This window comes from Sphingomonas sp. UYEF23, assembly GCF_040546165.1.
Classification (GTDB): Bacteria; Pseudomonadota; Alphaproteobacteria; order Sphingomonadales; family Sphingomonadaceae; genus Sphingomonas; species Sphingomonas glacialis.
The window spans coordinates 372,157-395,250 of record NZ_JBEPNG010000002.1; the positions used below are offsets into that span (position 1 = coordinate 372,157).

The 23,094-nt window shown below is 65.0% G+C and carries 23 protein-coding genes and 1 tRNA gene; 14 read left to right on the forward strand and 10 right to left on the reverse strand.

What is annotated here, in order from left to right; genetic code table 11:
* The first annotated feature begins 8 nt into the window (after nucleotides 1-8).
* The 6 genes from ABIB28_RS05040 to ABIB28_RS05065 all read left to right on the forward strand — a co-directional run bounded on the left by ABIB28_RS05040 (nucleotide 9) and on the right by ABIB28_RS05065 (nucleotide 5,597).
* Nucleotides 9-605 (forward strand): Uma2 family endonuclease, encoded by a 597-nt coding sequence (locus ABIB28_RS05040; protein WP_354286810.1) that lies wholly within the window; start codon nucleotides 9-11, stop codon nucleotides 603-605.
* Nucleotides 606-757: 152 nt separating this feature from the next.
* Nucleotides 758-1,126: a 30S ribosomal protein S13 gene (gene rpsM / locus ABIB28_RS05045; protein WP_010185518.1), complete on the forward strand. Its 369-nt coding sequence runs from the start codon at nucleotides 758-760 to the stop codon at nucleotides 1,124-1,126.
* A 55-nt stretch (nucleotides 1,127-1,181) separates the two neighbouring features.
* Entirely contained in the window at nucleotides 1,182-1,571 is a 390-nt protein-coding gene (gene rpsK, locus ABIB28_RS05050) for a 30S ribosomal protein S11 (RefSeq protein WP_010164557.1), read from the forward strand.
* Between the two features lie 95 nt (nucleotides 1,572-1,666).
* Nucleotides 1,667-2,731 (forward strand): DNA-directed RNA polymerase subunit alpha, encoded by a 1,065-nt coding sequence (locus ABIB28_RS05055; protein WP_133189613.1) that lies wholly within the window; start codon nucleotides 1,667-1,669, stop codon nucleotides 2,729-2,731.
* A 239-nt stretch (nucleotides 2,732-2,970) separates the two neighbouring features.
* Entirely contained in the window at nucleotides 2,971-3,393 is a 423-nt protein-coding gene (gene rplQ, locus ABIB28_RS05060) for a 50S ribosomal protein L17 (protein ID WP_354286812.1), read from the forward strand.
* A 77-nt stretch (nucleotides 3,394-3,470) separates the two neighbouring features.
* A complete protein-coding gene (locus ABIB28_RS05065; RefSeq protein ID WP_354286814.1) occupies nucleotides 3,471-5,597 on the forward strand; it encodes a prolyl oligopeptidase family serine peptidase in 2,127 nt (708 codons plus the stop codon).
* Between the two features lie 65 nt (nucleotides 5,598-5,662).
* Here the strand turns inward: ABIB28_RS05065 and ABIB28_RS05070 are convergent, their stop codons facing one another.
* Nucleotides 5,663-6,793 (reverse strand): class I SAM-dependent methyltransferase, encoded by a 1,131-nt coding sequence (locus ABIB28_RS05070; protein WP_354286815.1) that lies wholly within the window; start codon nucleotides 6,791-6,793, stop codon nucleotides 5,663-5,665.
* 49 nt (nucleotides 6,794-6,842) lie between these two features.
* On the opposite strand from ABIB28_RS05070, the gene guaA reads away from it, so the two are divergent.
* The 3 genes from guaA to ABIB28_RS05085 all read left to right on the forward strand — a co-directional run bounded on the left by guaA (nucleotide 6,843) and on the right by ABIB28_RS05085 (nucleotide 10,878).
* Nucleotides 6,843-8,399 (forward strand): glutamine-hydrolyzing GMP synthase, encoded by a 1,557-nt coding sequence (gene guaA, locus ABIB28_RS05075; RefSeq protein WP_354286817.1) that lies wholly within the window; start codon nucleotides 6,843-6,845, stop codon nucleotides 8,397-8,399.
* A gap of 123 nt (nucleotides 8,400-8,522) precedes the next feature.
* Nucleotides 8,523-9,872, forward strand: a complete 1,350-nt coding sequence (locus tag ABIB28_RS05080) for an amino acid permease (protein WP_354287125.1) — start codon at nucleotides 8,523-8,525, stop codon at nucleotides 9,870-9,872.
* A gap of 55 nt (nucleotides 9,873-9,927) precedes the next feature.
* A complete protein-coding gene (locus tag ABIB28_RS05085; protein WP_133189601.1) occupies nucleotides 9,928-10,878 on the forward strand; it encodes a cation diffusion facilitator family transporter in 951 nt (316 codons plus the stop codon).
* A 4-nt stretch (nucleotides 10,879-10,882) separates the two neighbouring features.
* On the opposite strand, the gene ABIB28_RS05090 is transcribed toward ABIB28_RS05085, so the two are convergent.
* The 3 genes from ABIB28_RS05090 to ABIB28_RS05100 form a co-directional block, all read right to left on the reverse strand.
* Entirely contained in the window at nucleotides 10,883-11,527 is a 645-nt protein-coding gene (locus tag ABIB28_RS05090; protein WP_354286820.1) for a DUF4893 domain-containing protein, read from the reverse strand.
* Between the two features lie 129 nt (nucleotides 11,528-11,656).
* Entirely contained in the window at nucleotides 11,657-12,442 is a 786-nt protein-coding gene (locus tag ABIB28_RS05095; protein ID WP_354286822.1) for a 3-hydroxybutyrate dehydrogenase, read from the reverse strand.
* Nucleotides 12,443-12,459: 17 nt separating this feature from the next.
* Nucleotides 12,460-13,617, reverse strand: a complete 1,158-nt coding sequence (locus ABIB28_RS05100) for a patatin-like phospholipase family protein (RefSeq protein WP_354286824.1) — start codon at nucleotides 13,615-13,617, stop codon at nucleotides 12,460-12,462.
* A gap of 151 nt (nucleotides 13,618-13,768) precedes the next feature.
* Between ABIB28_RS05100 and ypfJ the strand changes: the two genes are divergently transcribed.
* Nucleotides 13,769-14,695: a KPN_02809 family neutral zinc metallopeptidase gene (gene ypfJ / locus ABIB28_RS05105; protein ID WP_354286826.1), complete on the forward strand. Its 927-nt coding sequence runs from the start codon at nucleotides 13,769-13,771 to the stop codon at nucleotides 14,693-14,695.
* A gap of 136 nt (nucleotides 14,696-14,831) precedes the next feature.
* Here the strand turns inward: ypfJ and ABIB28_RS05110 are convergent, their stop codons facing one another.
* The gene (locus ABIB28_RS05110) at nucleotides 14,832-15,878 is read right to left on the reverse strand and encodes a DUF2171 domain-containing protein (RefSeq protein WP_354286828.1); all 1,047 of its coding nucleotides are present in this window, start codon (nucleotides 15,876-15,878) and stop codon (nucleotides 14,832-14,834) included.
* A 244-nt stretch (nucleotides 15,879-16,122) separates the two neighbouring features.
* Between ABIB28_RS05110 and ABIB28_RS05115 the strand changes: the two genes are divergently transcribed.
* A tRNA-Ala gene (locus tag ABIB28_RS05115) sits at nucleotides 16,123-16,198 on the forward strand.
* A 126-nt stretch (nucleotides 16,199-16,324) separates the two neighbouring features.
* Here ABIB28_RS05115 and ABIB28_RS05120 read toward each other — a convergent pair.
* Nucleotides 16,325-16,735 (reverse strand): hypothetical protein, encoded by a 411-nt coding sequence (locus tag ABIB28_RS05120; RefSeq protein ID WP_354286830.1) that lies wholly within the window; start codon nucleotides 16,733-16,735, stop codon nucleotides 16,325-16,327.
* 230 nt (nucleotides 16,736-16,965) lie between these two features.
* Between ABIB28_RS05120 and ABIB28_RS05125 the strand changes: the two genes are divergently transcribed.
* Both ABIB28_RS05125 and ABIB28_RS05130 read left to right on the forward strand, forming a co-directional pair.
* Nucleotides 16,966-17,814: an oxygenase MpaB family protein gene (locus tag ABIB28_RS05125; protein ID WP_354287126.1), complete on the forward strand. Its 849-nt coding sequence runs from the start codon at nucleotides 16,966-16,968 to the stop codon at nucleotides 17,812-17,814.
* Complete coding sequence (locus ABIB28_RS05130) at nucleotides 17,811-18,557, forward strand: NUDIX hydrolase (protein WP_354286832.1); 747 nt, start codon at nucleotides 17,811-17,813, stop codon at nucleotides 18,555-18,557. The genes ABIB28_RS05125 and ABIB28_RS05130 overlap by 4 nt, the downstream gene beginning before the upstream one ends.
* 9 nt (nucleotides 18,558-18,566) lie before the next feature.
* Here ABIB28_RS05130 and ABIB28_RS05135 read toward each other — a convergent pair whose 3' ends face one another.
* The 4 genes from ABIB28_RS05135 to ABIB28_RS05150 all read right to left on the reverse strand — a co-directional run bounded on the left by ABIB28_RS05135 (nucleotide 18,567) and on the right by ABIB28_RS05150 (nucleotide 21,274).
* Entirely contained in the window at nucleotides 18,567-19,106 is a 540-nt protein-coding gene (locus tag ABIB28_RS05135) for a hypothetical protein (protein ID WP_416194491.1), read from the reverse strand.
* Between the two features lie 216 nt (nucleotides 19,107-19,322).
* Nucleotides 19,323-19,628 (reverse strand): hypothetical protein, encoded by a 306-nt coding sequence (locus ABIB28_RS05140; protein ID WP_133189583.1) that lies wholly within the window; start codon nucleotides 19,626-19,628, stop codon nucleotides 19,323-19,325.
* 56 nt (nucleotides 19,629-19,684) lie between these two features.
* A complete protein-coding gene (locus tag ABIB28_RS05145) occupies nucleotides 19,685-20,464 on the reverse strand; it encodes a transglutaminase-like domain-containing protein (protein ID WP_354286835.1) in 780 nt (259 codons plus the stop codon).
* Between the two features lie 75 nt (nucleotides 20,465-20,539).
* Nucleotides 20,540-21,274, reverse strand: a complete 735-nt coding sequence (locus ABIB28_RS05150) for a Bax inhibitor-1/YccA family protein (RefSeq protein ID WP_133189579.1) — start codon at nucleotides 21,272-21,274, stop codon at nucleotides 20,540-20,542.
* A 257-nt stretch (nucleotides 21,275-21,531) separates the two neighbouring features.
* Between ABIB28_RS05150 and ABIB28_RS05155 the strand changes: the two genes are divergently transcribed.
* Nucleotides 21,532-23,091, forward strand: coding sequence for a spinster family MFS transporter (locus tag ABIB28_RS05155; RefSeq protein ID WP_133189577.1), 1,560 nt, complete (start codon nucleotides 21,532-21,534; stop codon nucleotides 23,089-23,091).
* Nucleotides 23,092-23,094 lie beyond the last annotated feature (3 nt).

A 23,094-nucleotide genomic window follows, 5' to 3' on the forward strand; every position in this document is an offset into this window, starting at 1 on the left:
GAAAGGCCATGGGTGCCGAGCAAGCCATTCGAGCCGCCGATGCTTCCGTGGAGGATGGCGATCCTGTTCGTCATCTGATCACCGTCGATGAATTTCTGATCTTGGACGAGGCGGGGGCTTTCGAAAATGTCGGACGCGTGCAGCTCATCGATGGTGAGATCTTCGTCATGAACGCGGTTCATCGCCCGCACGCCAAAGCGCAGGCCGAGATCTTGATTGCCATCAGCCTCGGTGTGCGAAAGTTGAAAGCCAACCTCACGGCTTATGCACCCGTCTCGACGCACCTCGACGATCACAGCCTGCCCGAGCCGGATGTCGTCGTAGCAACGGTCGAAGACGATCGCTTCGTCTCGCGCGACTCGGTCCGGCTTGCGGTCGAAGTGTCGAGCAGTTCGCTGCAGTTCGACCTCGGACGAAAGGCCCGCCTGTATGCGCGGACGGGTGTACCCGAATATTGGGTCGTCGATGTCGTCGCTCGAAAGATTATCCGAATGGCGGGCCCGGAAAACGAAACCTACGCGCAGCGCGACGAGTTTGCATGGGGCGCTCCGGTGCCGTCCGCGACCATCCCCGATCTGCTCGTCGACACTACAGCGCTCGCTTGACAGCACCCGAGTCGGGGCTTACCGAGCCTCTATTCCGAAACACCGGTCTCCGGCGGCGCTGTTTGCGTGCGCCGGTGTCGTGCGTTACGGTATTCAACGCGTCGAGATGGGGTCTGCAGCCATGCAGCCCCGTGGAGCAGGAGAAAAAGTTCATGGCACGTATCGCCGGGGTCAACATCCCGACCAACAAGCGCGTCGTTATTGCGCTCACCTACATTCATGGCATTGGCAACACCAAGGCCAAGGAAATCGTCACCAAGCTGAACATCCCGATGACGGCGCGTGTGCAGGACCTGACCGATCAGGAAGTGCTCCACATCCGTGAGGCGATCGACGCTGACTACACCGTCGAAGGCGATCTGCGTCGCCAGGTTGCGATGAACATCAAGCGCCTGATGGATCTCGCTTGCTATCGCGGCCTGCGCCATCGCAAGGGCCTGCCGGTTCGTGGCCAGCGCACGCATACCAATGCGCGCACCCGCAAGGGCAAGGCTAAGCCGATCGCCGGTAAGAAGAAGTGAGCTTGAGCCGCGGGTGACCGCGGCTCGCTCCTCGTTCAGGATTTAGGATTTCAAAATGGCACGTGAACCACAGCGCATTAAGCGGCGCGAGCGCAAGAACATCACCTCGGGCGTCGCCCATGTGAACGCAAGCTTCAACAACACCATGATCACGATCACCGATGCCCAGGGCAACGCGATCTCGTGGTCGTCGGCCGGCGCAATGGGTTTCAAGGGCTCGCGCAAGTCGACTCCGTACGCAGCGCAGGTCGCTGCCGAAGACGCCGGCAAGAAGGCTGCCGAGCACGGCGTCCGTACGCTCGAAGTCGAAGTGAAGGGCCCGGGTTCGGGCCGTGAGTCGGCGCTTCGCGCGCTGCAGGCGGTCGGTTTCCAGATCACTTCGATCCGCGACGTGACCTCGATCCCGCACAACGGCGTGCGTCCTTCGAAGCGTCGTCGCGTCTGATTTCTCTCGGGCGTGCGCGGTTGATCGCGCTGCACGCCCGGGATTCGTAATTGGTCGGCATTGCGCAGTGCCGACCCAAAACCAAGGGATAGCCTATGTCCGTCAATGCAAAGAACTGGCAGGAACTGAAGAAGCCGTCCGGCCTCGAGAAGAAGTCCGGTGATGGCAAGCGCAAGGCAACCTTCGTCGCCGAGCCGCTGGAGCGTGGTTTCGGCCTGACGCTCGGCAACGCGCTGCGTCGCGTTCTGCTGTCGTCGCTGCAGGGGGCAGCGGTCACCTCGATCAAGATCGAGAACGTGCTGCACGAATTTTCGTCGCTTGCCGGCGTTCGCGAAGACGTGACCGATATCGTGCTCAACGTGAAGCAGATCGCTTTGCGCATGCAGGGCGAGGGGCCCAAGCGCCTCCAGCTCTCGGCAACGGGTCCGGGTGCGGTCACGGCTGGCGACATCGCGGTGACGGGCGACATCGAGGTGATGAACCCCAAGCTGGTGCTGTGCCACCTCGACGAGGGCGCGACGCTCAACATGGAATTCACCGCTGACGTCGGCAAGGGCTATGTCGCTGCCGTCGCCAACCGTCCGGCCGATGCGCCGATCGGCCTGATCCCGGTCGACGCGCTGTATTCGCCGGTCAAGCAGGTGAGCTACAAGGTCGAGAACACTCGCGTCGGGCAGGAGCTCGATTACGACAAGCTCACGTTGACGATCGAAACCGATGGCACGATCACGCCTGAGGACGCCGTTGGTTACGCAGGTCGCATCCTGCAGGACCAGCTCGCGCTGTTCGTCCACTTCGACGATTCGTCGGTCACCCGGTCGGCGCCGATCGGTCACGCTGCTCCGGCGGCTGCGGCTGGCGAAGTGTCGGGCGACACGCAGCAGATCAACCGCTATTTGCTCAAGAAGGTCGACGAGCTCGAGCTTTCGGTGCGCAGCGCCAACTGCCTTAAGAACGACAACATCATCTATATCGGCGATCTGGTCCAGAAGACCGAAGCCGAGATGCTGCGCACGCCGAACTTCGGCCGCAAGTCGCTCAACGAGATCAAGGAAGTGCTGTCTTCGATGGGGCTCCGCCTCGGGATGGAAATCCCGGGTTGGCCGCCTGAGAACATCGAAGAGATGGCGAAGAAGCTCGAGCAGGAAATCATGGGCTGAGCCGCACAGGATTAGCGCACGCTAATCCTGAGACGGCGTAAGCCCGGCCGGCGTCGCTTGCGACGTCCGACGACGCGGTTTCGCCGCGGCGGGTGCGAGTAGAAGAAGACCCTCACCCAACCCTCTCCCATGAAGAATGGGAGAGGGCTAAAGTGAACAAGCGGCGATGGGTGGCGGCCATAACGGCCACCTGGTCTGGGGTACCTCACACGGCCCCCTAACGAACGAAGGAAATCACCATGCGTCATCGCGTAGGCGGTCGTAAACTGCAGCGTACCTCGGCACATCGCATTGCGTTGTTCCGCAACATGTCCGCTGCCCTTATCAAGCACGAGCAGATCACCACCACCGTCGCCAAGGCGAAGGAACTGCGCCCGTACATCGAGAAGCTGATCACGCTCGGCAAGAAGGGTGGTCTCAGCAACCGCCGCCTGGCGCACGCACGGCTGCTCGACGATGCGCAGCTGATCAAGCTGTTCGACGTTCTGGCAACGCGCTATGCCGATCGCAACGGCGGCTACACCCGCGTCATCAAGGCCGGCATCCGCATGTCGGACGCGTCGCCGATGGCGGTCATCGAATTCGTCGACCGCGACGTGAGCGCCAAGGGCCAGGATTCGGGCCCGGTGATCGTCGACAGCGAGTATGACGAGGCCGCATAAGCCTTCGTTGCTTTGCAGGTTGAGAAAGGAGTCGCGCTCGGTAGAGTGCGGCTCCTTTTTCCGTTTCGGAGCCCTACATGCGCTTGACCCTGCCGCTGATCGCTCTCGTTCTCGCGGCCCCCGTGCAACTACAGGCCCAGACCATGCAATATCCCGAGACCCGCCGTGTGCCACAGGTCGACGAACAGTTCGGCGTCAAGGTCGCCGATCCGTATCGCTGGCTCGAGAACGATGTTCGGACCGATGCCGAGGTCGCGAAGTGGGTCGCCGACGAGAATGCCGTCACCAACGCCTATCTCGCGACGTTGCCCGGTCGCGACGTCTTTGCCGCACGGCTGAAGCAGCTGCTCGATTACGAGCGGTTCGGCGTGCCGGTGAAGAAGGGCGGTCGCTATTTCTACACGCGCAATGCCGGACTGCAGAACCAGGCGGTGCTTTATGTACGCGACAGCGTCGATGGAGCGGGCCGGGTGCTGGTCGATCCCAACGGCTGGTCGAAGGACGGCGCGACGGCGCTCGCCGAATGGACCCCGTCCGAGGACGGCCGCAAGCTGCTCTATGCGGTGCAGGACGGCGGCACCGACTGGCGTACCGTAAAGGTCCTCGACGTCGCGAGCGGCGGCATCAGCGACCAGATCGACTGGGTGAAGTTCTCGAGCCTATCATGGGCGAAGGATGGATCGGGCTTCTATTATTCGCGCTTCGCCGCACCCGCCCAGGGCGCCAAGTTTCAGGCACTCAACGAGAATCAGCAAGTCTATTTCCATAAGCTCGGCACGCCGCAGAGCGCCGACTCGCTGATCTATGCCACCCCCGATCGCCCGAAGATGGGCCATGGAGCGATCGTGACCGACGACGGCAAATGGCTCGTCATCACGACGCATCAGGGCACCGACAATCGCTACGAGATCACCGTGATCGATCTCACCGCGCCCAAGCTCGCCCCGCGCACGATCTTCAAGGGGCTGCAGAACCAGTGGACCTTCGCGGGCAATGTCGGCGGCAATTTCTACTGGCTGACCAACAAGGATGCGCCGCGGCTGCGGATCGTCGCGACCAACCTCTATGCGCGCTCGGCCGAGGTGCCCGAGCATGAGGTCGTGCCACAAGGAAAGGACGTGCTCGACGGCGCGTCGATCGTCGGCGGCAAGCTGCTGCTGTCCTATCTCGCCGACGTGAAGAGCGAAGTGCGTCGCTACACGCTCGACGGCAAGCCCGATGGCGTCGTGCCGCTGCCGGGGATCGGCGATGTCGGCGGCTTCGGCGGCGACCCCGACGATCCCGAGACCTTCTACGCCTTCACCAGCTTCGCCACGCCGACGACGATCTATCGCTACGATGTCAGCACGGGCAAGGCGACGCCGTGGGCGGCGCCCAAGGTCGCGTTCGATCCGTCGCGCTATGCGGTCGAGCAGCGTTTCTATGCGTCGAAGGACGGCACCAAGGTTCCGATGTTCATCGTCAAACGCAAGGACGTGACGGGCCCCGCGCCGACGCTGCTCTATGCGTATGGCGGCTTCAACATCTCGGTGACGCCGGCGTTTTCGGCGACGCGGATCGCGTGGCTCGAGCAGGGTGGGGTGTTCGCGGTCGCCAACATCCGCGGCGGCGGCGAATATGGCAAGCCGTGGCACGACGGCGGCCGGCTGGCCAACAAGCAGAACGTGTTCGACGATTTCATCGCGGCGGGCGAGTTCTTGAAGGCGCAGCATATCACCGGCGCGGATCAGCTCGTCATTCAGGGCGGATCGAACGGCGGTCTGCTCGTCGGGGCGGTGACCAACCAGCGGCCCGATCTGTTCGCGGCGGCGCTGCCGGCCGTGGGCGTGATGGACATGCTGCGCTTCGACCGCTTCACCGCGGGGCGCTATTGGGTCGACGATTATGGCTATCCGTCGAAGGAAGCCGATTTCAAGACGCTCTATGCCTATTCGCCGTACCACAATATCCGGCCGGGCAAGCCGTATCCGGCGATCCTCGCCGAGACGGCGGATACCGACGACCGTGTCGTGCCGGGGCATACGTTCAAATATACGGCCGCGCTGCAGGCGGCCGACCTGGGGCCGAAGCCGCGGCTGGTGCGGATCGAGACGCGCGCGGGGCATGGCTCTGGCAAGCCGACCGACAAGGTGATTGCCGAGACCGCGGATGCCTGGGCATTCGCGGCGAAGTGGACCGGGTTGCAGGTGAAGCCGGTAGAATAGCGCGCAAGCCCCTCCCCTTTAGGGGAGGGGTTGGGGTGGGGAAGTACTGGGCGCGCGGGTGCCCGTTACAGCCCCAGCCCCAGCCCCTCCCCTGAAGGGGAGGGGAGCTCTGTCGCGCCCGCGTTTTCGCGCCACACCAGCAACTGGTGCCCGTCATGCACCCCCACGACGCGCACCGCGGTCCCCGCCGCCAGCTCGAGCGGCACATCGAACGGATAGTATTGCGCCCCCCAATGCGATTTCGCATCGGGGCCAGGCCGGTTCTCGTAATCGATGACATCGTCGAGCTGCAGCCGGATCCACTGCACGATCCCGCCGATCGGCCCGCCCTGCGCGACGAGCGTCGCCGTACCGTGATGCGGCTCGCGCGCCGCCTCGCCGGTAAAGTCGAACGACAGCAACGCCGCCGGATCGCTTTGCAACGTCAGCGTCGCATCGCTCACTGCAACGTTGCGCGGCACTTGCGTCAGCGCGTTGAAGCCGCCGAGATCGAAGCCCGCCACCATCGTCATCCGGTGCTCCTCCGCCGCCGACCAGCTGCCGAGCGCGATCATCACGTCGCCGCCCGCCGGGATCATCTGCCCGCCCGGCGCGAGCAGCCGCGTCGCGGCGTCGGCAAGCGTCTTGAGCACACCCTCGGCGAGCAGATTGTTCGACACGATCTCCGAGACGATCACGTCGGCGCGGCCTTCAAGATCGGATTCAACGTCGAGCTCGGTCGAATTGCCCGTCACCACGCGCACGCGATCGGCAAATCCGTTCGTCGCGACGATCTGTCGCGCCATATCGGCGATCGCGGGATTTTCCTCGCATGCGACGACGCGCCCGGCGCCGGCGCGCGCTGCCATCATCGAGAGCAGGCCGCTCCCTGCGCCGATGTCGAGAACATGCGTGCCCGGCGTCACCGCGCGGCGGATCGCGGCGTCGAACGCGGCGTTGCGCGGTTCGTCGCGCAACATGTTGAAATGCCAGCGCGGGACGCTCTGGCCGATCAGCTGCTGGGTGCGTGCAGCGACCTCGACATCGTCGGGCTCGTGCGTGCGCGCTTGCATCGCAAGCGGGTAGACGCGCCCACGCAGGCCGATCTTCGCAGCGAGCCCGGCAAGCCCTGCGAGCTTGCGCCCGTCCTCGCCGGCGGCAACGACCATCGGCTCGAATCCGGCGCGCGCTGCGGCTTTTAAATAGGTGTCGGTCATTTCGTCCCCAAAACTCTTCCCCCACGGCGCGCATCTGCTATCTGGCGGCATGACCCATCCGACAGACTCGATCCTCATCGTCGATTTCGGCAGCCAGGTAACGCAATTGATCGCGCGACGCGTGCGGGAAGCCGGCGTCTACAGCGAGATCGCTCCCTTCACCACCGCAGAAGCGGCCTTTGCGCGAATGGCGCCCAAGGGCGTGATCCTGTCGGGCAGCCCGGCCTCGGTGCTCGACGAGGGATCCCCGCGGATCCCGCAGGCGATTCTCGACAGCGGCGTGCCGATCATGGGGATCTGCTACGGCCAGCAAGTGCTGATGCAGCAGCTCGGCGGCAACGTCACGCTCGGCGAAAGCGGCGAGTTCGGCCATGCCGTGATCGAGATTACCGACGACTGCGTCCTCTTCGACGGCGTGTGGAAGACGGGCGAGAAGCACACCGTCTGGATGAGCCACGGCGACAAGGTCAGCGCGCTCGCCCCCGGCTTCCGCCCGGTCGCGGTCAGCCCCGGCTCGCCGATCGCAGTCGTCGCCGACGATTCGCGCAAATATTACGCGACGCAGTTCCACATGGAAGTCGCGCACACTCCCGACGGCGCCAAGCTGATCGCCAATTTCGCGCGCCACGTCTGTGGCCTCACCGGCGACTGGACGATGGCCGAGTTCCGCGCCGCCAAGGTCGCCGAGATCCGCGCGCAGGTCGGCAGCGGCCGCGTGATCTGCGGCCTGTCGGGCGGTGTCGACTCGGCGGTTGCTGCCGTCCTGATCCACGAAGCGATCGGCGAGCAGCTGACGTGCGTGTTCGTCGACCACGGCTTGATGCGCACCGGCGAGGCCGAGCAGGTCGTCAGCCTGTTCCGCAATAGCTACAATATCCCGCTCGTCCATGTGAACGCGGAAGAGACGTTCCTCGCCGGCCTTGCGGGCGAGACCGACCCCGAGAAGAAGCGCAAGTTCATCGGCGGCGCGTTCATCGACCTGTTCGAGGAAGAAGCGCGCAAGGTCGGCGGCGCCGATTTCCTCGCGCAGGGCACGCTCTATCCCGACGTGATCGAGAGCGTCAGCTTCACCGGCGGCCCATCGGTGACGATCAAGAGCCACCACAATGTCGGCGGGCTGCCCGAGCGGATGAACATGCAGCTCGTCGAACCCTTGCGCGAGCTGTTCAAGGACGAAGTCCGCGCGCTCGGCATGGAGCTCGGTCTCCCGCAGGCGTTCGTCGGGCGGCATCCCTTCCCGGGGCCGGGTCTCGCGATCCGCATTCCGGGCGAAGTGACCAAGGAACGCTGCGACATCCTGCGCAAGGCCGACGCGATCTATCTCGAGGAGATCCGTGCGGCGGGACTGTACGACACGATCTGGCAGGCGTTCGCGGTACTGCTGCCGGTGCGCAGCGTCGGCGTGATGGGCGATGGGCGCACCTACGACAACGTACTGGCTCTCCGCGCCGTCACCTCGACCGACGGCATGACCGCCGAGGCGTTCCAGTTCCACGGCGACTTCCTGCCGCGCGTCGCGACGCGGATCGTCAACGAGGTCAAGGGCATCAACCGCGTGACCTACGACTATACGAGCAAGCCGCCCGGCACGATCGAGTGGGAATAAGTCCCCGCAGCTGAGGGGTTTTGACCGCGCGATCGTGTCGCGGTCCGGGGGGGAAGCATTTTGACCGGTCTGTTTCGCAAGAAGATCATCCTCCACGGCGAAGACCAGCCGGTCGAGGAGCGCATGGCGCGCACGCTGTCGTGGCCGCATCTCGTCGCGCTGGGCGTTGGCGCGATCGTCGGCACCGGAATCCTGACGCTGATCGGCGTGGGCGCCGATCGCGCCGGGCCTGCCGTGCTTCTGAGCTTCGCGATCGCGGGCGCGATCTGCGCGTGTGCCGCGCTCTGCTATGCCGAGATGGCGACGATGATCCCCGCCTCGGGCAGCGCGTACACCTACAGCTATGCCGTGCTCGGCGAGGTGATCGCCTGGGTCGTCGGGTGGAGCCTAATCCTCGAATATTCGCTTGTTGTGTCGACCGTTGCGGTCGGCTGGTCGGGCTATGCGGTCGGCTTTCTGCATGGTCTGGGCATCGACCTGCCGGACTGGGCGACGCACGGGCCGAGCATCGGCGGCGCGTTCGGGATCAACCTGCCCGCGGTGTTCATCATCGCCGTCGTCGCCGGGTTGCTGACGCTCGGCACGCGCGAGAGTGCGCGGATCAATACCGTGCTCGTGCTGGTCAAGATCGTCACGCTCGCTTTGTTCGTCGCGGTTGCGCTGCCGCATTTCGATCCGGCGAACCTGCATCCGTTCGCGCCCTATGGCTATGGTAGCGTCGCGGGCGATGGCGGCGTGAAGTATGGCGTGATGGGGGCCGCGGCGATCATCTTCTTCGCCTTTTACGGCTTCGACGCGATCTCGACCGCCGCCGAGGAAACGCGCAACCCCGAGCGCGATCTGGCGATCGGCATCATCGGATCGATGGTCGCGTGTACCGCGATCTACATGATCGTCGCCGCGGTCGCGGTCGGCGCGGTGCATTTTTCGGTGTTTGGCAAGAGCAGCGAACCGCTCGCTTTGATCCTGCGCCAGATCGGGCAGGGCGGCGTCGCGACGATCGTCGCCGCCGCCGCGGCGATCGCGCTGCCGACGGTGCTGCTCGGCTTCCTCTATGGCCAGAGCCGGATCTTCCTGGTGATGGCGCGCGACGGCTTCCTGCCGCCCGCACTCGCACGGCTTTCGACGCGCGGCACGCCGGCGCGGATCACGCTCGTCACCGCGGTGTTCGTCAGCATCATCGCGGCGCTGACCCCGCTCGACGTGATCGCCAGCCTCGCCAACGCGGGCACGCTGTGCGCGTTCGTCGCAGTCGCGGCGTGTGTGCTCGTGCTGCGCCGGCGTGACCCCGCAGCACGACGGCCGTTCCGCACCCCGCTCGTCTGGGTGGTTGCGCCGCTTGCGATCCTCGGCTGCGTCTATCTGTTCACCAGCCTGCAGGTGGTGACGCAAATCTCGTTCCTCGCGTGGAATGCGGTCGGGCTCGCGGTCTATTTCGCTTATGGTCGTGCGCGCGCTACCGTTGCGCAATAAGGCATAGTCAGCGCCGGGCGGCGCGTTTATGTCGCCGCCAAAGGGAGCTTCCACTATGTCCGCGACCAAGCAAGGCGGCTCGAACTTCGTCGTCATCGCGGCGCTTGCCGCCAATCTCGGCATCGCGGTGGCGAAATTCGTCGCAGCGGCGTTCACCGGATCGTCGTCGATGCTGACCGAGGGCTTCCACTCGGTCGTCGACAGCTTCAACCAAGTGCTGCTGCTCTACGGCCAGCACCGCGGCAAGCGCCCACCCGACGAGGCGCATCCGTTCGGCTATGGCCGCGAACTCTATTTCTGGAGCTTCGTCGTCGCGATCCTGATCTTCGGGGTCGGTGCGGGCGTCTCGATCTATGAAGGCTGGGAGCATTACAAGCATCCTGAACCGCTGCGCGATCCGCTGGTCAATTACATCGTGCTCGGCGTGTCGTTCGCGCTCGAGGGCGGGTCCTGGTTCTTCGCGATCCGCGAATTCGCCGCAGCCAATCGCGGCGTGAACTGGTGGAAGGCGGTGCGCCGGTCGAAGGATCCGGCAGGCTTCATCGTGCTGTTCGAGGATTCGGCGGCGATTGGCGGGCTGATCGTCGCTGGTGCCGGCGTGTTCCTGAGCCATGCCTATGGCGATCCGCGGATCGATGGCATTGCCTCGATCGTCATCGGCGTGCTGCTCGGCGTGGTCGCGGCCTTGCTGGCGCGCGAGGCCAAGGGCCTGCTGATCGGCGAGGGCGCCGACCCCGAGATCGTCGCCAAGGTGCACGCGATCGTCGATCGCCGGCCGCAGATCACCGCGGTCAACCATGTCCGCTCGATCCATACCGCGCCCGAAAGCATCTTCCTCGCGATCAGCGCCGACTTCGAGGATTCGCTGACGATGGGCGAGGCGGAGTTGCTGATCGAGGACATCGAGACCGAATTGAAGGCGGCCGAGCCCAAATTGTCGTCGATCTATATCCGGCCCGAGCGCAAGGAAGACGCTGCGCGGCTGCCGGCGGCGCCGACGGACTGAGGACTCAGCGCGGCGCCGGGACGATCTCGACTACGTCGAGCAGCGATTCGAAGCGGGGGCGTGGCAGCACGAGGCGCCAGCGCTGCTCGCCGATCCGTTCGACATACCCGGCGAGATCGCGATTGACGTCCTGGCCGTAATTGAGCGGCCGGGTTTCGTCGCCGATCACCATCGTGCCGAGGAACACCGCGCGCGACGAGGAGTCCGGAAAGAGCAGGCCGACCGGGCGCTGTGGCCCGGACACCTTGTAGAGGCTCGACACCGCGCCATCGCGGGTGACGTGGCAATCGACCTCGGGATAGATCGTGATGTTGTGCATCGCGGTGCCGTTGGCGCCGAGTTTGTAGACGCGGCAGTGATACGCGCCGGGCGGTGGCGTCGCGCCGGGTAATGCGCGGTCTGGGTCGAACAGCAAGGGATCGGCCGTCAGCGTCCCGGCATTGACGCTCGCCGAGGCCTTGGCGAGCGCGGCGATCCACGCCTGGCGCCAGCCGCGCAGCCGCTCGCGATCGTTGGGGGTGGCGACGCGGCGCCAATCGGTGGTGTCGTGCGAGACGCCGATCAACGAGCGGGGCTCGATCCGCACTTCGATCGTCTTGTGCGCCCCGGCGCCGCATTGGCCGAACAGCGCGAACGGCAGCGTACACAACGTCGATCCCAAACCCCGGGCAAATCTCTTCAAGGCGACCATTCTTTCATTGCGACCGGTATAGCGCGCACAACTAACCACGGCGGTGCTAGGTTGCCAACCACGCGCCGCCGCGGCCGAAAAGCCCGATCAGGCGGCGGTCCAGCCGCCGTCGACCGAGAGATTGGCACCGGTGATCGATTTTGCCTCTTCGCGGCAGAGGAACAGCGCGAGCGCTGCGACTTGATCGACGGTCACGAACTCCTTGGTCGGCTGCGCCTCGAGCAGGACATCGTTCATCACCTGCTCCTTGGTCATGCCGCGCGCCTTCATCGTGTCGGGAATCTGCGCCTCGACGAGCGGCGTCCAGACATAGCCGGGCGAGATGCAGTTCACGGTGATCCCATAGGTCGCGGTTTCCAGCGCGATCGTCTTGGTCAAGCCGGCAAGGCCGTGCTTGGCCATGACATAGGCCGATTTGTTGGGGCTCGCGACGAGACTGTGCGCCGACGCGGTCGAGATGATGCGGCCCCATTTCTTGGCCTTCATCAGCGGGACCGCGGCCTGCATCATGTACCAGGCCGAGTTGAGGTTGATCTTGATGATCGCCTCGAACTTATCCGCCGGGAAATCCTCGATTTTGGCGACGTGCTGGATGCCGGCATTGTTGACTATGATGTCGGGCCCGCCGAGCTCGGCATGGCAGCGCGCGACCATTGCGGCGATCTCTTCGGGCTTGGTCATGTCGGCGGCGTCGTACAGCGCCTTCGCACCACTCGCCGCCTCGAGCTTGGCGCGCTCGGTCTCGATCGCGGCGGCATCGCCGAAGCCGTTGATGACGACGCTCGCGCCCTCGGCGGCGAACAGCTTGGCATATTCAAGGCCAATGCCCGAGGTCGAGCCGGTGACGATGGCGGTCTTGCCCTTGAGGAACATGCGTATCTCCGTTTCGGTCAGGGTAGGGGCGTGGGGTGAACGGTCAAATCGAACGCGGCGCTCTTGCCGGTCTCGATATTCTCGGCGACGAGCTGGGCATGCGCCATCGTCTCGGCGACGGCTTCCTGCCCCGCCTCCCAATGTTCGCGCATCGTGCGGGCGGAAAACTCGAAATCGCGGCTGCCGCCCTCCCAAGCATTGGCGCGGTAGATCAGGTGGACGAGATTGACCGGGTCCTCGTTCGATCGGTTGCGCAGCGCGACGACGTCGGGATCGTCGGCGAGCTCGGGCGGCAGCTTGGCGAGCACCTTGCGCGCGAGTTCGCGGTCCTTGCGGACCTTCATCACTTGATCGGACACTTGCCGCGTCCGGCTCGAGAAGCGGATTTCCTTCTCGCGCGCCATCACGTCCATGATCGTGCGCGGGCGCTCGGTCGCGGCGGAGAAGAGATCGACCTGGAAGGCGAGCAATGCGCCGTCCTGATGATCGAGCACGTGCGTCAGCGGCGTGTTCGAGACGAGCCCGCCGTCCCACCACAGCCGCCCGTCGATTTCGACTGGCGGCAGGCCAGGCGGGAGCGCCCCCGACGCCATGATATGGCGCGCGTCGATCACGGTCTCGGTCGTGTCGAAATAGCTGAAATTGCCGCTCTCGACATCGACCGCGCCGACCGAGAGGCGGACCGGGCCATGGTTGAGCAGATCCCAATCGACCAGCGCGTCGAGCAAATCCTTGAGCGGCGCGGTGTCGTAGAAGCTCATCGCACCGGGCGTGCCGGGCGCCGCGAACATCGGCGAGACGAGCCGCGGCTTGAAGAAGCCCGGCACGCCCGCCGCAAGCACGAAGCCCGCCGACCATTCGTGGAGGAATTCGCGTATCCGGTCGTCGGGGAAGATCGGAAAACTGGGCAAGGCCGAGGTGACCGTGTCCCAGAAGATATTCAGCCGCTCGACCCGCCGCTCGGGCGGATTGCCCGCGACGATCGCGGCGTTGATCGCGCCGATCGAGATGCCGGCAACCCAGTCGATCTCGATCCCGCTCGCCGCCAGGCCCTCGATCACGCCCGCCTGATAACTGCCCAGCGCGCCGCCGCCCTGCAGCACCAGCGCGACGCAATCGGGCAAGGGAAGGGCCTTCGCGCGACGTTTCGGCCGGGTCGGAGCTGCATCTGCCATGCCCTCGACATGCGCGTGTTGCCGGAGCGGATCAACGACAGTTTGATGAAAGCCGCGTCATGTGGCGGTCGATCGGGAGCAAGTGCTCCTTGCAACAAGCGCGCGCGCGAAGCATTCAGCATCGAGCGGCAACGACCCCGGGACTGATCCAATGCGCCTCGACGATTTCGACCCCAACATCAACGTCGAGGACCAGCGCGGTCAAGGCGGCAGCGGATTTGGCGGATTTGGCGGCGGCGGCGGTGGGGGTGGCTTGCTGCTCGGGCTGCTGCCGATGGTGTTCAGCCGCTTCGGCTGCGGCGGCGTCGCGATCCTGCTTGCCGTGCTGTTGTTCTTCGGCGGCGGGATGGGCATGCTCGGTGGTGGGGGGACGAGCCAGCGATCGGCGCCGACCGAGCAGGTCGGGCAGCCGAGCTCCGGCAAGAGCGCGACCGCGAGCTGCACCACCGATGCGGCAAGCAAGGTTGCATGCAACGCCTTCAGTTCGGCCGACAAGACCTGGGCGTCGATCTTCCAGCGTGAAGGCAAGACCTTCCAGCAGCCGAAGCTGGTCTTCTTTGCCGGCAACGGACGCTCGGGCTGCGGTGCGGCGCAAAGCGCGATGGGGCCCTTCTATTGCCCGCGCGACCAGGGCGTGTATCTCGACACCAGCTTCTTCGACGAACTGGCCAATCGCTTCGGCGCGAAGGGCGATTTTGCGCAGGACTATGTCGTCGCGCATGAATTCGGCCATCACATCCAGAATTTGCTCGGTACGTCGGATCAAGTCGCGTCGATCCAGCAGCGTGGTAGCGCGCTCGAGGGTAACCAGGCCTCGGTCAAGCTCGAGCTCCAGGCCGATTGCTATGCCGGCGTGTGGGCGGCGCAAAACAAGGATCGGCTCGACGCGGGCGATGTCGAGGAAGGCATGACGGCGGCGCAGGCGATTGGCGACGATACGCTCCAGAAGCAGTCGCAGGGCCGCGTCGTGCCCGACAGCTTCACGCACGGCACCTCGGCGCAGCGCATGGCGTGGCTGCGCAAGGGCATGGATAGCGGCGACCCCGCGCAGTGCGACACCTTCTCGGGCGCGCTGTAACCGGACCAACAAAAAGCCCCTCTCCACTGGGGAGAGGGGCCGAGGAGCGGCGCGACGGAAGGGGGGCGGCTTCCGTGTCGTGCGCCACCTTTCGCGCGGCTGGCCCCGCTCCCGACCGGGAGCGGGGCGCCTCGCGTTAATAGGTCCGCGTGGTCTGGCCGAAGCCGTGCGTGCCCGTGGTGGTCTTGTCGTCGCTCTTTTCAGCGCGATGCGTGCCGTGTTCGTTGAAGAACGCCTGGTTGCGTTCTTCGTCACGCCAATGTGCCTTGGCGTCCTCGGCGGTCTTTGAGATCGTCACCTTGTCGGCGACCGACTGAAGCCAGCGCGACGGGATCGAGTGATGCCGGCCGCCGGCATCGGCGTCGTTCTTCGTCAGGATGATCCGGTCGCCGCGCACCTTGTCGACCGTGCCGACATGCGCGCCGTCCGAACCGACGACTTCCATATGCTCGGTGACCTGTGCGAGCGAGCCGCGCTGCGTCTGGCGCTGGGTGCGCCACGTGCCGAATTCGCTGTCGAACTTGGTGCGGTTTTCCTGGCGATATTCGTGATAGTCGCGGTCGAGCGCGTCGATCTGCGAGCGGCGCCAGTCGCTGTAATGGTCATCACTGGGATGGCCGGAGCGCTGCTCGTCATAGCGTGCGTCGAGATCGCGGCGGCGATTGGCTTCCTCGTCGCCGAACCACGAGCGGACTTCGTCACCGGCGCGGTCGAAGAAGCCGCGATCGTCATAGTCATAGCCCTGCGGCTGGCGGCCATAGCCCGACTGGGTGCGACCCTGCTGGCCACGATCCTGCTGGAAGCGATCGTTGGTGGTGCCGCGGTACATGTCGGGACGGCCATAGTCGCGTGCGCCGTAGCGGTCGCCCTGATTGCCGTTCTGTCCGTAGCCGCTGCGGCCATCATTGTCCCGGCGGTATCCGCCCTGGCCCTGATAGCCCTGACCTTGATAGCCATAGTCGCGCCCGGACTGCGGCTGGGGGTCACGGCGGGCGTCGTCGTTATAGCGGTCGCGCTGGCCGAATTCGTCATAGGCGCCCCAGGGCTGGGCGTCGCGGCTGCCATAGCGATCGCGGTCGGCGCCGTAGGAATCGCGGTTGTTGGATTCGCGGCCATACCCTTGGCCCTGGTCGCGATCGTCATATCCACCCGAAGTGCTGCGGGGATAGCGTTCATAACCCATGATATCGTCCTCCTGAGACGGTGAACGCCGCGCCGCATGATCTGCTCGTGTCGGCGGGGCTGTTCAATACAGCGCAGGAGATCGCCATCCGTTCCGGGACTTAGCCGCGTTCGGGCCACATGCGTCGCAGCCTGCATTCGCTTCGTCGCAAGGAAATTTCTGCCGGCGAAGGCGGGCAGTTGCGTCGCTCAAAAAGCCTCGTTAAGGCGGCGTACCGCCCGGAATTACGGCGCGGGCGTGGTGCGGGGCTGTAGCTCAGATGGGAGAGCGCTGCAATCGCACTGCAGAGGCCAGCGGTTCGATTCCGCTCAGCTCCACCACGCCACGTCTTAGGCTATAGCTATCTAAGCCTTGGCATAGTTGCGATAAGCAGTGACGCTTCCATAAAAGCGTTGCGCCCAATTGCTACCATACACCTTAACGGTTGGAAGGCGAAAATTAGGGCCCTAACTCGAAAGTCCTTTGCCTTCGGCATCCGTATAAAAGCCACACAGCATGTCCGCCAATGAACTAGCTACGCTGCCACCTTTCAAAACAAACTCTGTGTCGAATTTGAACGTACCGTCCATATCTGTAGTTACCAGCTTTCCCGAACCGTTGCGGCAGGCTGATACTAAAACGTACCATCGTTCAAAAGTAATTCGCTTGTATTTTGTATCGGTAGCCCGCCCGTTGGCAACTGATATATCTTGTTGCGAGTTGTTCTTCGAAAGATGCAATGTACCTGCTCGCCCTTCCCAAACCATCGTGTCTGTAGAAGCGAGCAGAATCCAATCGCTTGCTGCATTCGCTTGTGCGGAGAAGGAAAGCAGCACTCCGATCGTAGCAATGAGTTTAGCACTGAATCGCATTTCCATCCCCCGGAAGAGCCGCCCTCGTGAGGAGAGCTCATTTTGATTGTAGCGATACGCGTTGGTTAGTCTATCCCCAACCGGCGACCACATACTTGCTCCTGCGAGGTCGATCTAGCTTCGCGCGTTCGTTCATTGTCGATGGCAATCGGACCGCTTTCAATTTGCGCTCGGCAGCGGGGCGAGGTCAACACGGACCCTATCGGCGTTCCATCTATTCAGGCACGATGCACAACATGTCTCCCGCCGATCGCCTGACTCGTCCGCTCAAGGGCTTGATCGTCGGGCAAGTGCGCGCCGTGTTCAATGATGCGGCGCGGGGCGAAAAGCCCGTGCAGCGCCACGCGGACGCACTGTTTCCGCCCGATTCGGTGGCGTGGCGCGTCCATGGCGACGTCACCTCGATGATGGTCGGCGGGATCGCTGCGCTGCTGCTCCAGATGCTCCATCCCAAGGTGCTGGCCGGGGTGTGGGACCATTCGGGCTTTCGCGACGACATGCAGGGGCGGTTGCGCCGGACCGCGCGCTTCATCGCGGTCACCACCTTCGGCGCGCCCGAAGATGCGCGCGCGCTGATCGCGCGCGTGCGGCAGATCCACGATCATATCGGCGGTAGGTTGCCCGATGGTACGCCGTATCGCGCCGGTGATCCCGCATTGCTCGCCTGGGTGCATGTCTGCGAGGTGCTGAGCTTCCTCGATGGCTGGATCCGCTACGGCGAGCCAACCATGTCGCGCGCCGACCAGGACCGCTACGTCGCCGAGATGGCGCGGATCGCCGCGCCGCTCGGCGTCGATCCCGTGCCGCACAGCCGCGCGGAGGCCGAGGCGATCATGGCCGCGATGCGGCCCGAGCTGTTGGTCGATGCGCGCACGCGCGACGTGGCGGGCGTGCTGTTCGACCAGCCTGCGCCCTCGGTCGCGGCGGGCCCGTTCGCGTCGATCACCTTGCAGGCCGGGGTCGATCTGCTCCCCCGCTGGGCACGCGCGATGCATGGCCTCGCGCAGCCGAGCCTTGGCGTGCCGTTCCTGCGCGCCGGCACGTTCGGCGTCGCGAGCACGCTGCGCTGGGCATTCCGCGCATGAGCACGCCGATCCCCGCCGCCACGCTGGTGCTGTTTCGCGAAACGGGTGGCCCGGCGCCCGAACTTCTGTTCGTCGAGCGATCGCGCGCGATGGTGTTCGCTGGTGGGGCATTGGTGTTCCCGGGCGGGCGCGTCGATCCGGGCGATCGCGCGCTCGCGCTCGAGCTTGGCGGCGACCCCGACGATATGGCGGCGCGGATCGCCGCGATCCGCGAGACGATCGAGGAAGTCGGCGTTGCCGTCGGCATGTCGCCGATGGCGGGGGCGACGCTCCAGCGGCTGCGCGCTGCGCTGCATGACGGTGTCGCGTTCGGCGCAGTGCTCCACGAGCTGTCGTTGACGCTCGATCCGTCGGCGCTGACCGGCTTTGCGCGGTGGCTGCCGGCGCACGCGGCGAGCCGGATCTTCGACACGCGCTTCTATCTCGCACGGCTGCCCGCGGAGTCGGCGGCCGCGGTGGTCGATGCGACCGAGAATGTCCGCACCTTCTGGGCGACCGCGCAGGATGTGCTCGACGATGCCGATGCGGGCCGCGCGACGATCATCTTCCCGACGCGGCGCAATCTCGAGCGGCTCGCGCAATTCGCGGATTTCGATGCCGCGGTGGCGGATGCCCATGCGCATGAAATCCGTACCGTGACGCCGTGGAGCGAAACGCGCGATGGGCGCGAATATCTCTGCATTCCCGACGATCTCGGCTATCCCGTCACCGCCGAGCCGATGAGCGCGGCGGTTCGGGGGTAGCGTCGCGCCTCAGTGCGGAAGCGCGGTCGATTCGACCTTTTCGACCCATTTCGGATAGAAGGCCGGCTGGCGGTTCGACCAGCCCGATGCGGTCGCCGCTGCTTCGCTGATCGACTGGAGCAGCTTGCGCCGAAGGTCGGGATGGAGATGCGGAAGCGCCGCCGCCGAGCAGAACGCGGCGGGCAGCCACGGCCGCACTTCGGCGCCGATCAGACGTTCGTACAGGAAGCGATACGCTGCGAAAGTGGTGAGCCGGCCCTGGCCGAGATCGAACGCGGTGACCGTCATCAACGGCGTCAGGAACGGTTCGATCGCGTCGAGCCCGGTATCGTCGGGAAGCAGCGCCCTGATCGCGGGGAGGCGGGTGTAGAGGCGGGCTTGCGCGCGAATGCTCGCGGTTTCGACACCATCGCGCGACCAGCGTTCGATCGCGTCGTCGCGGTCGAGGCCAATGTCGAGCGAGCGACGCACGTAGCGCTGCGTCGCCGAGGCAAAGGTCGCAAATTCCTGCATTTCCGACAGCGTCATCGCGCCATTGGCCGGTTTCATTCGAGAGCCCATTTCCGTCACCCCACTCTAAAGTGCAGTCGAGTAACGTTGCGCCTCAAGGCCTTTCGCCATGGTTAACGCTGCACCGTCCCCGCCCATCAAGCGACCACGTTTCGTGATGCGACGCAACATATCTTATGATAGAAATGACCTATCAAAAGGATAAGTTCGCGATCTGCGGCGATCGCGCAACATCTGCGCGACCGCCGCTGGAGTTCAGTCGGCGTCGCTCGCGCGCTTGGCTTCGGCGTCCGAGTCATAGCCCGAAGACTTGGGCGCAGCGCCATTGTCGCCCGGCTGGGTGTTCGAGGGCGGATCCGATGCGTCCATCGACTCGTCGAGCGCATTGTCGAGGGCCGCATCGGGGCTGTCGGGATTGCGTTCGAGCCGCTTGGCGATCGACTCGTCCTGGCCAGCATTCTGCCGCGGATCGTGAATATCCTTGGCATCGTCGGGGTTGCCGGGCGCGACCGACAGGCTGTCGAGCGCTTTTTGATCAACCAGTTTGGTGTCTTCGGTCATTTTGGCTCTCCTGAATAACAGAAAGCCCCAACACTCGAGCGCGCTGCGGTGTTCCCTCAGGACAGTTTCGTGACCGCAACATTCTGCCAGTTGAGCGTAGCGGTGCCGAACACGGTCATGAACGCGATATCGGTGGCATCGCGCCCCACCGCGACGCGGGCAAGGTCGGCGCACGATGCCATTCCGGTCGCGTCGATCAAGTGCCAGCCGCCATCGATCCACAATTCTGCGACGGCGTGGAAATCGGGCGGATCGACGCCGCGCGCATAGGCCGAGACGCAGCGCGCCGGGATGCCGCCAGCGCGCGCGAGCGCGACGAGCAAATGTGCGTAATCGCGACATACGCCGCGGCGTTCGGCAAAGGTCATCATCGCGGTGGTGGTGCCGGTCGATGTCCCGCAAGCGTAGGTGAGATGATCGCCGACCCACTGCGTCAGCGCGATCGCGAGCGGCCCGGCCGCAAGACCTGGAAATTCCTGATGGACGAAGCCCTCGAGCCGGTCGGATTCGCAATAGCGACTCGGGAGGAGATACGGGATCGTCTCGCCCGGCATCAGTCGGATCGGCGTATCGCCGAGCGTCGCGAGGTCGATCGGCGTTCGGGCGATTTCGACGATCGCCTTGTATTCGGCGCGGAACGGACCGTCGCCGCGCGCCCAGCAGCGCTGGCCGATCCCGGCTTCGCCCGGCACCGCGCGGAGCGGGGTGTCGGTGTAGACTCGCATGTCCTGCAGTTCGAGCCGCTGGTCGATGCCTTTTGCCGCCTCGATCAGCAGCAGCACATCGGCCGCGCCATCGATCGTATAATCGAGCGTCACATCGATCCCGAGCCGCATGCTGGTCTTTCGCGCAAAAGAAAGGGCCCGACGGAGCGGTCCGCCGGGCCCTGTAAGATGGTATCCCTGATACGCTTAGTTGCGGTTGCCGAACAAGCGCAGGATGAACAGGAACATGTTGATGAAGTCGAGATAGAGGCTGAGCGCCGACATGATCGTCACGCGCTGTTCGTCCGACGTGCCCGCGACCTGCGCGTAGAGGCTCTTGGTGCGCTGCGTGTCGTAGGCGGTGAGGCCCGCGAACAGCAGCACGCCGACCAGGCTGATCACGAAGCCGAGCGGGCCCGACTGCAGGAACATGTTGAGGATGCTCGCGACGAACAGGCCAACGACGCCCATGATCAGGAAGGTGCCGAACGCCGACAGGTCACGCTTGGTGGTGTAGCCGTAGAGGCTCAGCGCGCCGAACGAAGCCGCCGTCGCAAAGAACGCCTGCGCGATCGCGACGGGCGAGTAGACCAGGAAAATCGTCGAGAGCGACAGGCCCATCGCGACCGCGAAGCCCCAGAACATCGCCTGCAGCGTGCCGTTGGTCATGCGTGCCTGGCCAAAGCTCATGCCGAACACGAAGCCGAGCGGGGCGAGCGAGATGACCCACTTCAGGATGCCGGGGCCACCGAAGACCTGCGCGGCAAAGCCGCTGGCGACGAAACCGAGCGCGACGATACCCGTCAGCAGCACGGCCGACGCCATGTAATTATAAACAGAGAGCATGTAGCGCCGCAGACCCGCGTCATACGCGTCGGTGCGCGTGGTCCCGGCCGTCTGGAATGCCGAGGCATTCGAACGGGGATCAGACCAGTTTGCCATTGCGAAAAGCTCCTAATGACCGGCCAAGTGCCGGATGACAGCAATATCGGCCTTCACCCGGACCATTTCAAGCGAATCCGCAGAGCGTGAGCGGTAGCGTTTTGTGGCAGCAGCACTTTGTTACAAACGCGCTTCCCCGGCGTGTGTGCGATCGTCCGGTCGCACACACGCCGAGGACGTGCGAAAATCGCTTTCGTATTTCGGGTATGGTCTGCTAGGTCCATCGGCAGAGCAGAAAATGCCGAGAGGATCGATTGATGGCGACCATTCCGGGTTCCGCGCCGACGCGCGCGCCGGCCTATGCCTGGTATGTGCTCGGCATCCTTTTCCTCGTGTACGTGCTCAATTTCGTCGATCGGCAGATCATTTCGATCCTCGCCGAAGACATCAAACGCGACCTGCATTTGAAGGACGAGGATCTCGGCTTTCTGTACGGGACGGCGTTTGGCGTGTTCTATTCGTTGTTCGGGATTCCGCTCGGCCGGCTCGCCGACAATTGGCACCGCGTCCGCTTGATGACGCTCGGGCTCGCCTTGTGGTCGGCGATGACCGCGTTTTCGGGGATGGCGCGCAGCGGCGGGATGTTGGCGACCGCGCGGATCGGCGTCGGCATCGGCGAGGCCACCGCCAGCCCGTCGGCCTATTCGCTGATCTCGGATTACTTCCCCAAGCGGCTGCGCGCGACCGCGCTCGCGATCTATTCGTCGGGCCTGTACGTCGGCGGCGGGCTGTCGCTCGGGATCGGCGGGCTGATCGTCCAGCGCTGGAACCACGCCTATCCCGATGGCGGACCGTTCGGGCTGCACGGCTGGCAAGCGGCGTTCATGATCGTCGGCATTCCGGGTCTGGTGCTCGCGCTCGTGATCGCGACCTTGCGGGAGCCGATCCGCGGCGCGGTCGAAGGCCTGCCCGAGCCGCCGGCGCATCCCGCGCCGTTCAAGGAATTCCTCGCCGAGCTCGTCACGATCCTGCCACCACTGACGCTGATCGGCGCGGCGATGGGCGGGGGCAGGGCGCTGCTGGTCAATCTGCTCGGGCTGGGCGTCGTGGTCGGCGCGGTGACGCTGTTGATCGCGTTCGGCGAGCCCTGGCCGCAATGGGTCGCGATCGGGATCGGCGCCTATGCGGTGTTTTCCTGGGCATGTGCGCTCAAGCGCCGCGATCCGCCGACCTTCCGCTTGATCGTCGGCAATCCCGCCTTCCTGTGCGTCGTCATCGCGTACGGCCTCAACGCCTTTGTCAGCTATGCGGTGAGCTTCTGGGCATCGCCCTATGTCCTGCGCACGCTGCACGAGACGCCGGCGATGGCGGGGCTGTTGGTCGGGTCGAGCGGGGCGCTCGGCGGGTTTCTCGGCGTGACGCTTGGCGGCATCGCGGCCGACCGCTTGCGGCGGCGCAACCCGGCGGGGCGGTTGATCGTCGTGCTGTTCGGGGCGACCGTCCCGCTGCCGTTCGTGATGCTGGCGTTCACCGCGACGTCGACGATGGTGTTCTATCCCGCGGTATTCCTGTCGGGGATCTGCGCCAGCACCGCGCTCGGCGCGGCGGGGGCGACGATGCAGGATCTCGTGCTGCCACGGATGCGCGGCACCGCGACGGGGACGTTCTTCATCGGCACCACGCTGCTCGGGCTGGCGATGGGGCCATATCTCGCCGGGCGGATCTCGACGCTGTCGGGAAGCCTCTCGACCGGCGTGCTGTCGCTGCTACTCGTCGCGCCGATCACGATCGCCGCCGCCATCGGCGCGTACAAGCTCGTCCCGCGCGCCGAGGCCAATCGTGAGGCCTGGGCGCGCGCGGCAGGGGAAGCGATCTAACGG

Bases quoted from the DNA above. Each gene is read 5' to 3' on its own strand.
- ypfJ (WP_354286826.1), top strand. From the start codon at position 13,769: ATGCGCCTCGACGATTTCGACCCCAACATCAACGTCGAGGACCAGCGC.
- ABIB28_RS05085 (WP_133189601.1), top strand. From the start codon at position 9,928: ATGTCCGCGACCAAGCAAGGCGGCTCGAACTTCGTCGTCATCGCGGCG.
- ABIB28_RS05100 (WP_354286824.1), bottom strand. From the start codon at position 13,617: ATGGCAGATGCAGCTCCGACCCGGCCGAAACGTCGCGCGAAGGCCCTT.
- rpsM (WP_010185518.1), top strand. From the start codon at position 758: ATGGCACGTATCGCCGGGGTCAACATCCCGACCAACAAGCGCGTCGTT.
- ABIB28_RS05130 (WP_354286832.1), top strand. From the start codon at position 17,811: ATGAGCACGCCGATCCCCGCCGCCACGCTGGTGCTGTTTCGCGAAACG.
- ABIB28_RS05150 (WP_133189579.1), bottom strand. From the start codon at position 21,274: ATGGCAAACTGGTCTGATCCCCGTTCGAATGCCTCGGCATTCCAGACG.
- ABIB28_RS05080 (WP_354287125.1), top strand. From the start codon at position 8,523: ATGGCGCGCACGCTGTCGTGGCCGCATCTCGTCGCGCTGGGCGTTGGC.
- rplQ (WP_354286812.1), top strand. From the start codon at position 2,971: ATGCGTCATCGCGTAGGCGGTCGTAAACTGCAGCGTACCTCGGCACAT.
- guaA (WP_354286817.1), top strand. From the start codon at position 6,843: ATGACCCATCCGACAGACTCGATCCTCATCGTCGATTTCGGCAGCCAG.
- ABIB28_RS05065 (WP_354286814.1), top strand. From the start codon at position 3,471: ATGCGCTTGACCCTGCCGCTGATCGCTCTCGTTCTCGCGGCCCCCGTG.
- ABIB28_RS05155 (WP_133189577.1), top strand. From the start codon at position 21,532: ATGGCGACCATTCCGGGTTCCGCGCCGACGCGCGCGCCGGCCTATGCC.
- ABIB28_RS05145 (WP_354286835.1), bottom strand. From the start codon at position 20,464: ATGCGGCTCGGGATCGATGTGACGCTCGATTATACGATCGATGGCGCG.
- ABIB28_RS05135 (WP_416194491.1), bottom strand. From the start codon at position 19,106: ATGAAACCGGCCAATGGCGCGATGACGCTGTCGGAAATGCAGGAATTT.
- ABIB28_RS05125 (WP_354287126.1), top strand. From the start codon at position 16,966: ATGTCTCCCGCCGATCGCCTGACTCGTCCGCTCAAGGGCTTGATCGTC.
- ABIB28_RS05110 (WP_354286828.1), bottom strand. From the start codon at position 15,878: ATGGGTTATGAACGCTATCCCCGCAGCACTTCGGGTGGATATGACGAT.
- ABIB28_RS05095 (WP_354286822.1), bottom strand. From the start codon at position 12,442: ATGTTCCTCAAGGGCAAGACCGCCATCGTCACCGGCTCGACCTCGGGC.
- ABIB28_RS05070 (WP_354286815.1), bottom strand. From the start codon at position 6,793: ATGACCGACACCTATTTAAAAGCCGCAGCGCGCGCCGGATTCGAGCCG.
- ABIB28_RS05140 (WP_133189583.1), bottom strand. From the start codon at position 19,628: ATGACCGAAGACACCAAACTGGTTGATCAAAAAGCGCTCGACAGCCTG.
- ABIB28_RS05040 (WP_354286810.1), top strand. From the start codon at position 9: ATGGGTGCCGAGCAAGCCATTCGAGCCGCCGATGCTTCCGTGGAGGAT.
- ABIB28_RS05055 (WP_133189613.1), top strand. From the start codon at position 1,667: ATGTCCGTCAATGCAAAGAACTGGCAGGAACTGAAGAAGCCGTCCGGC.
- ABIB28_RS05120 (WP_354286830.1), bottom strand. From the start codon at position 16,735: ATGGAAATGCGATTCAGTGCTAAACTCATTGCTACGATCGGAGTGCTG.
- rpsK (WP_010164557.1), top strand. From the start codon at position 1,182: ATGGCACGTGAACCACAGCGCATTAAGCGGCGCGAGCGCAAGAACATC.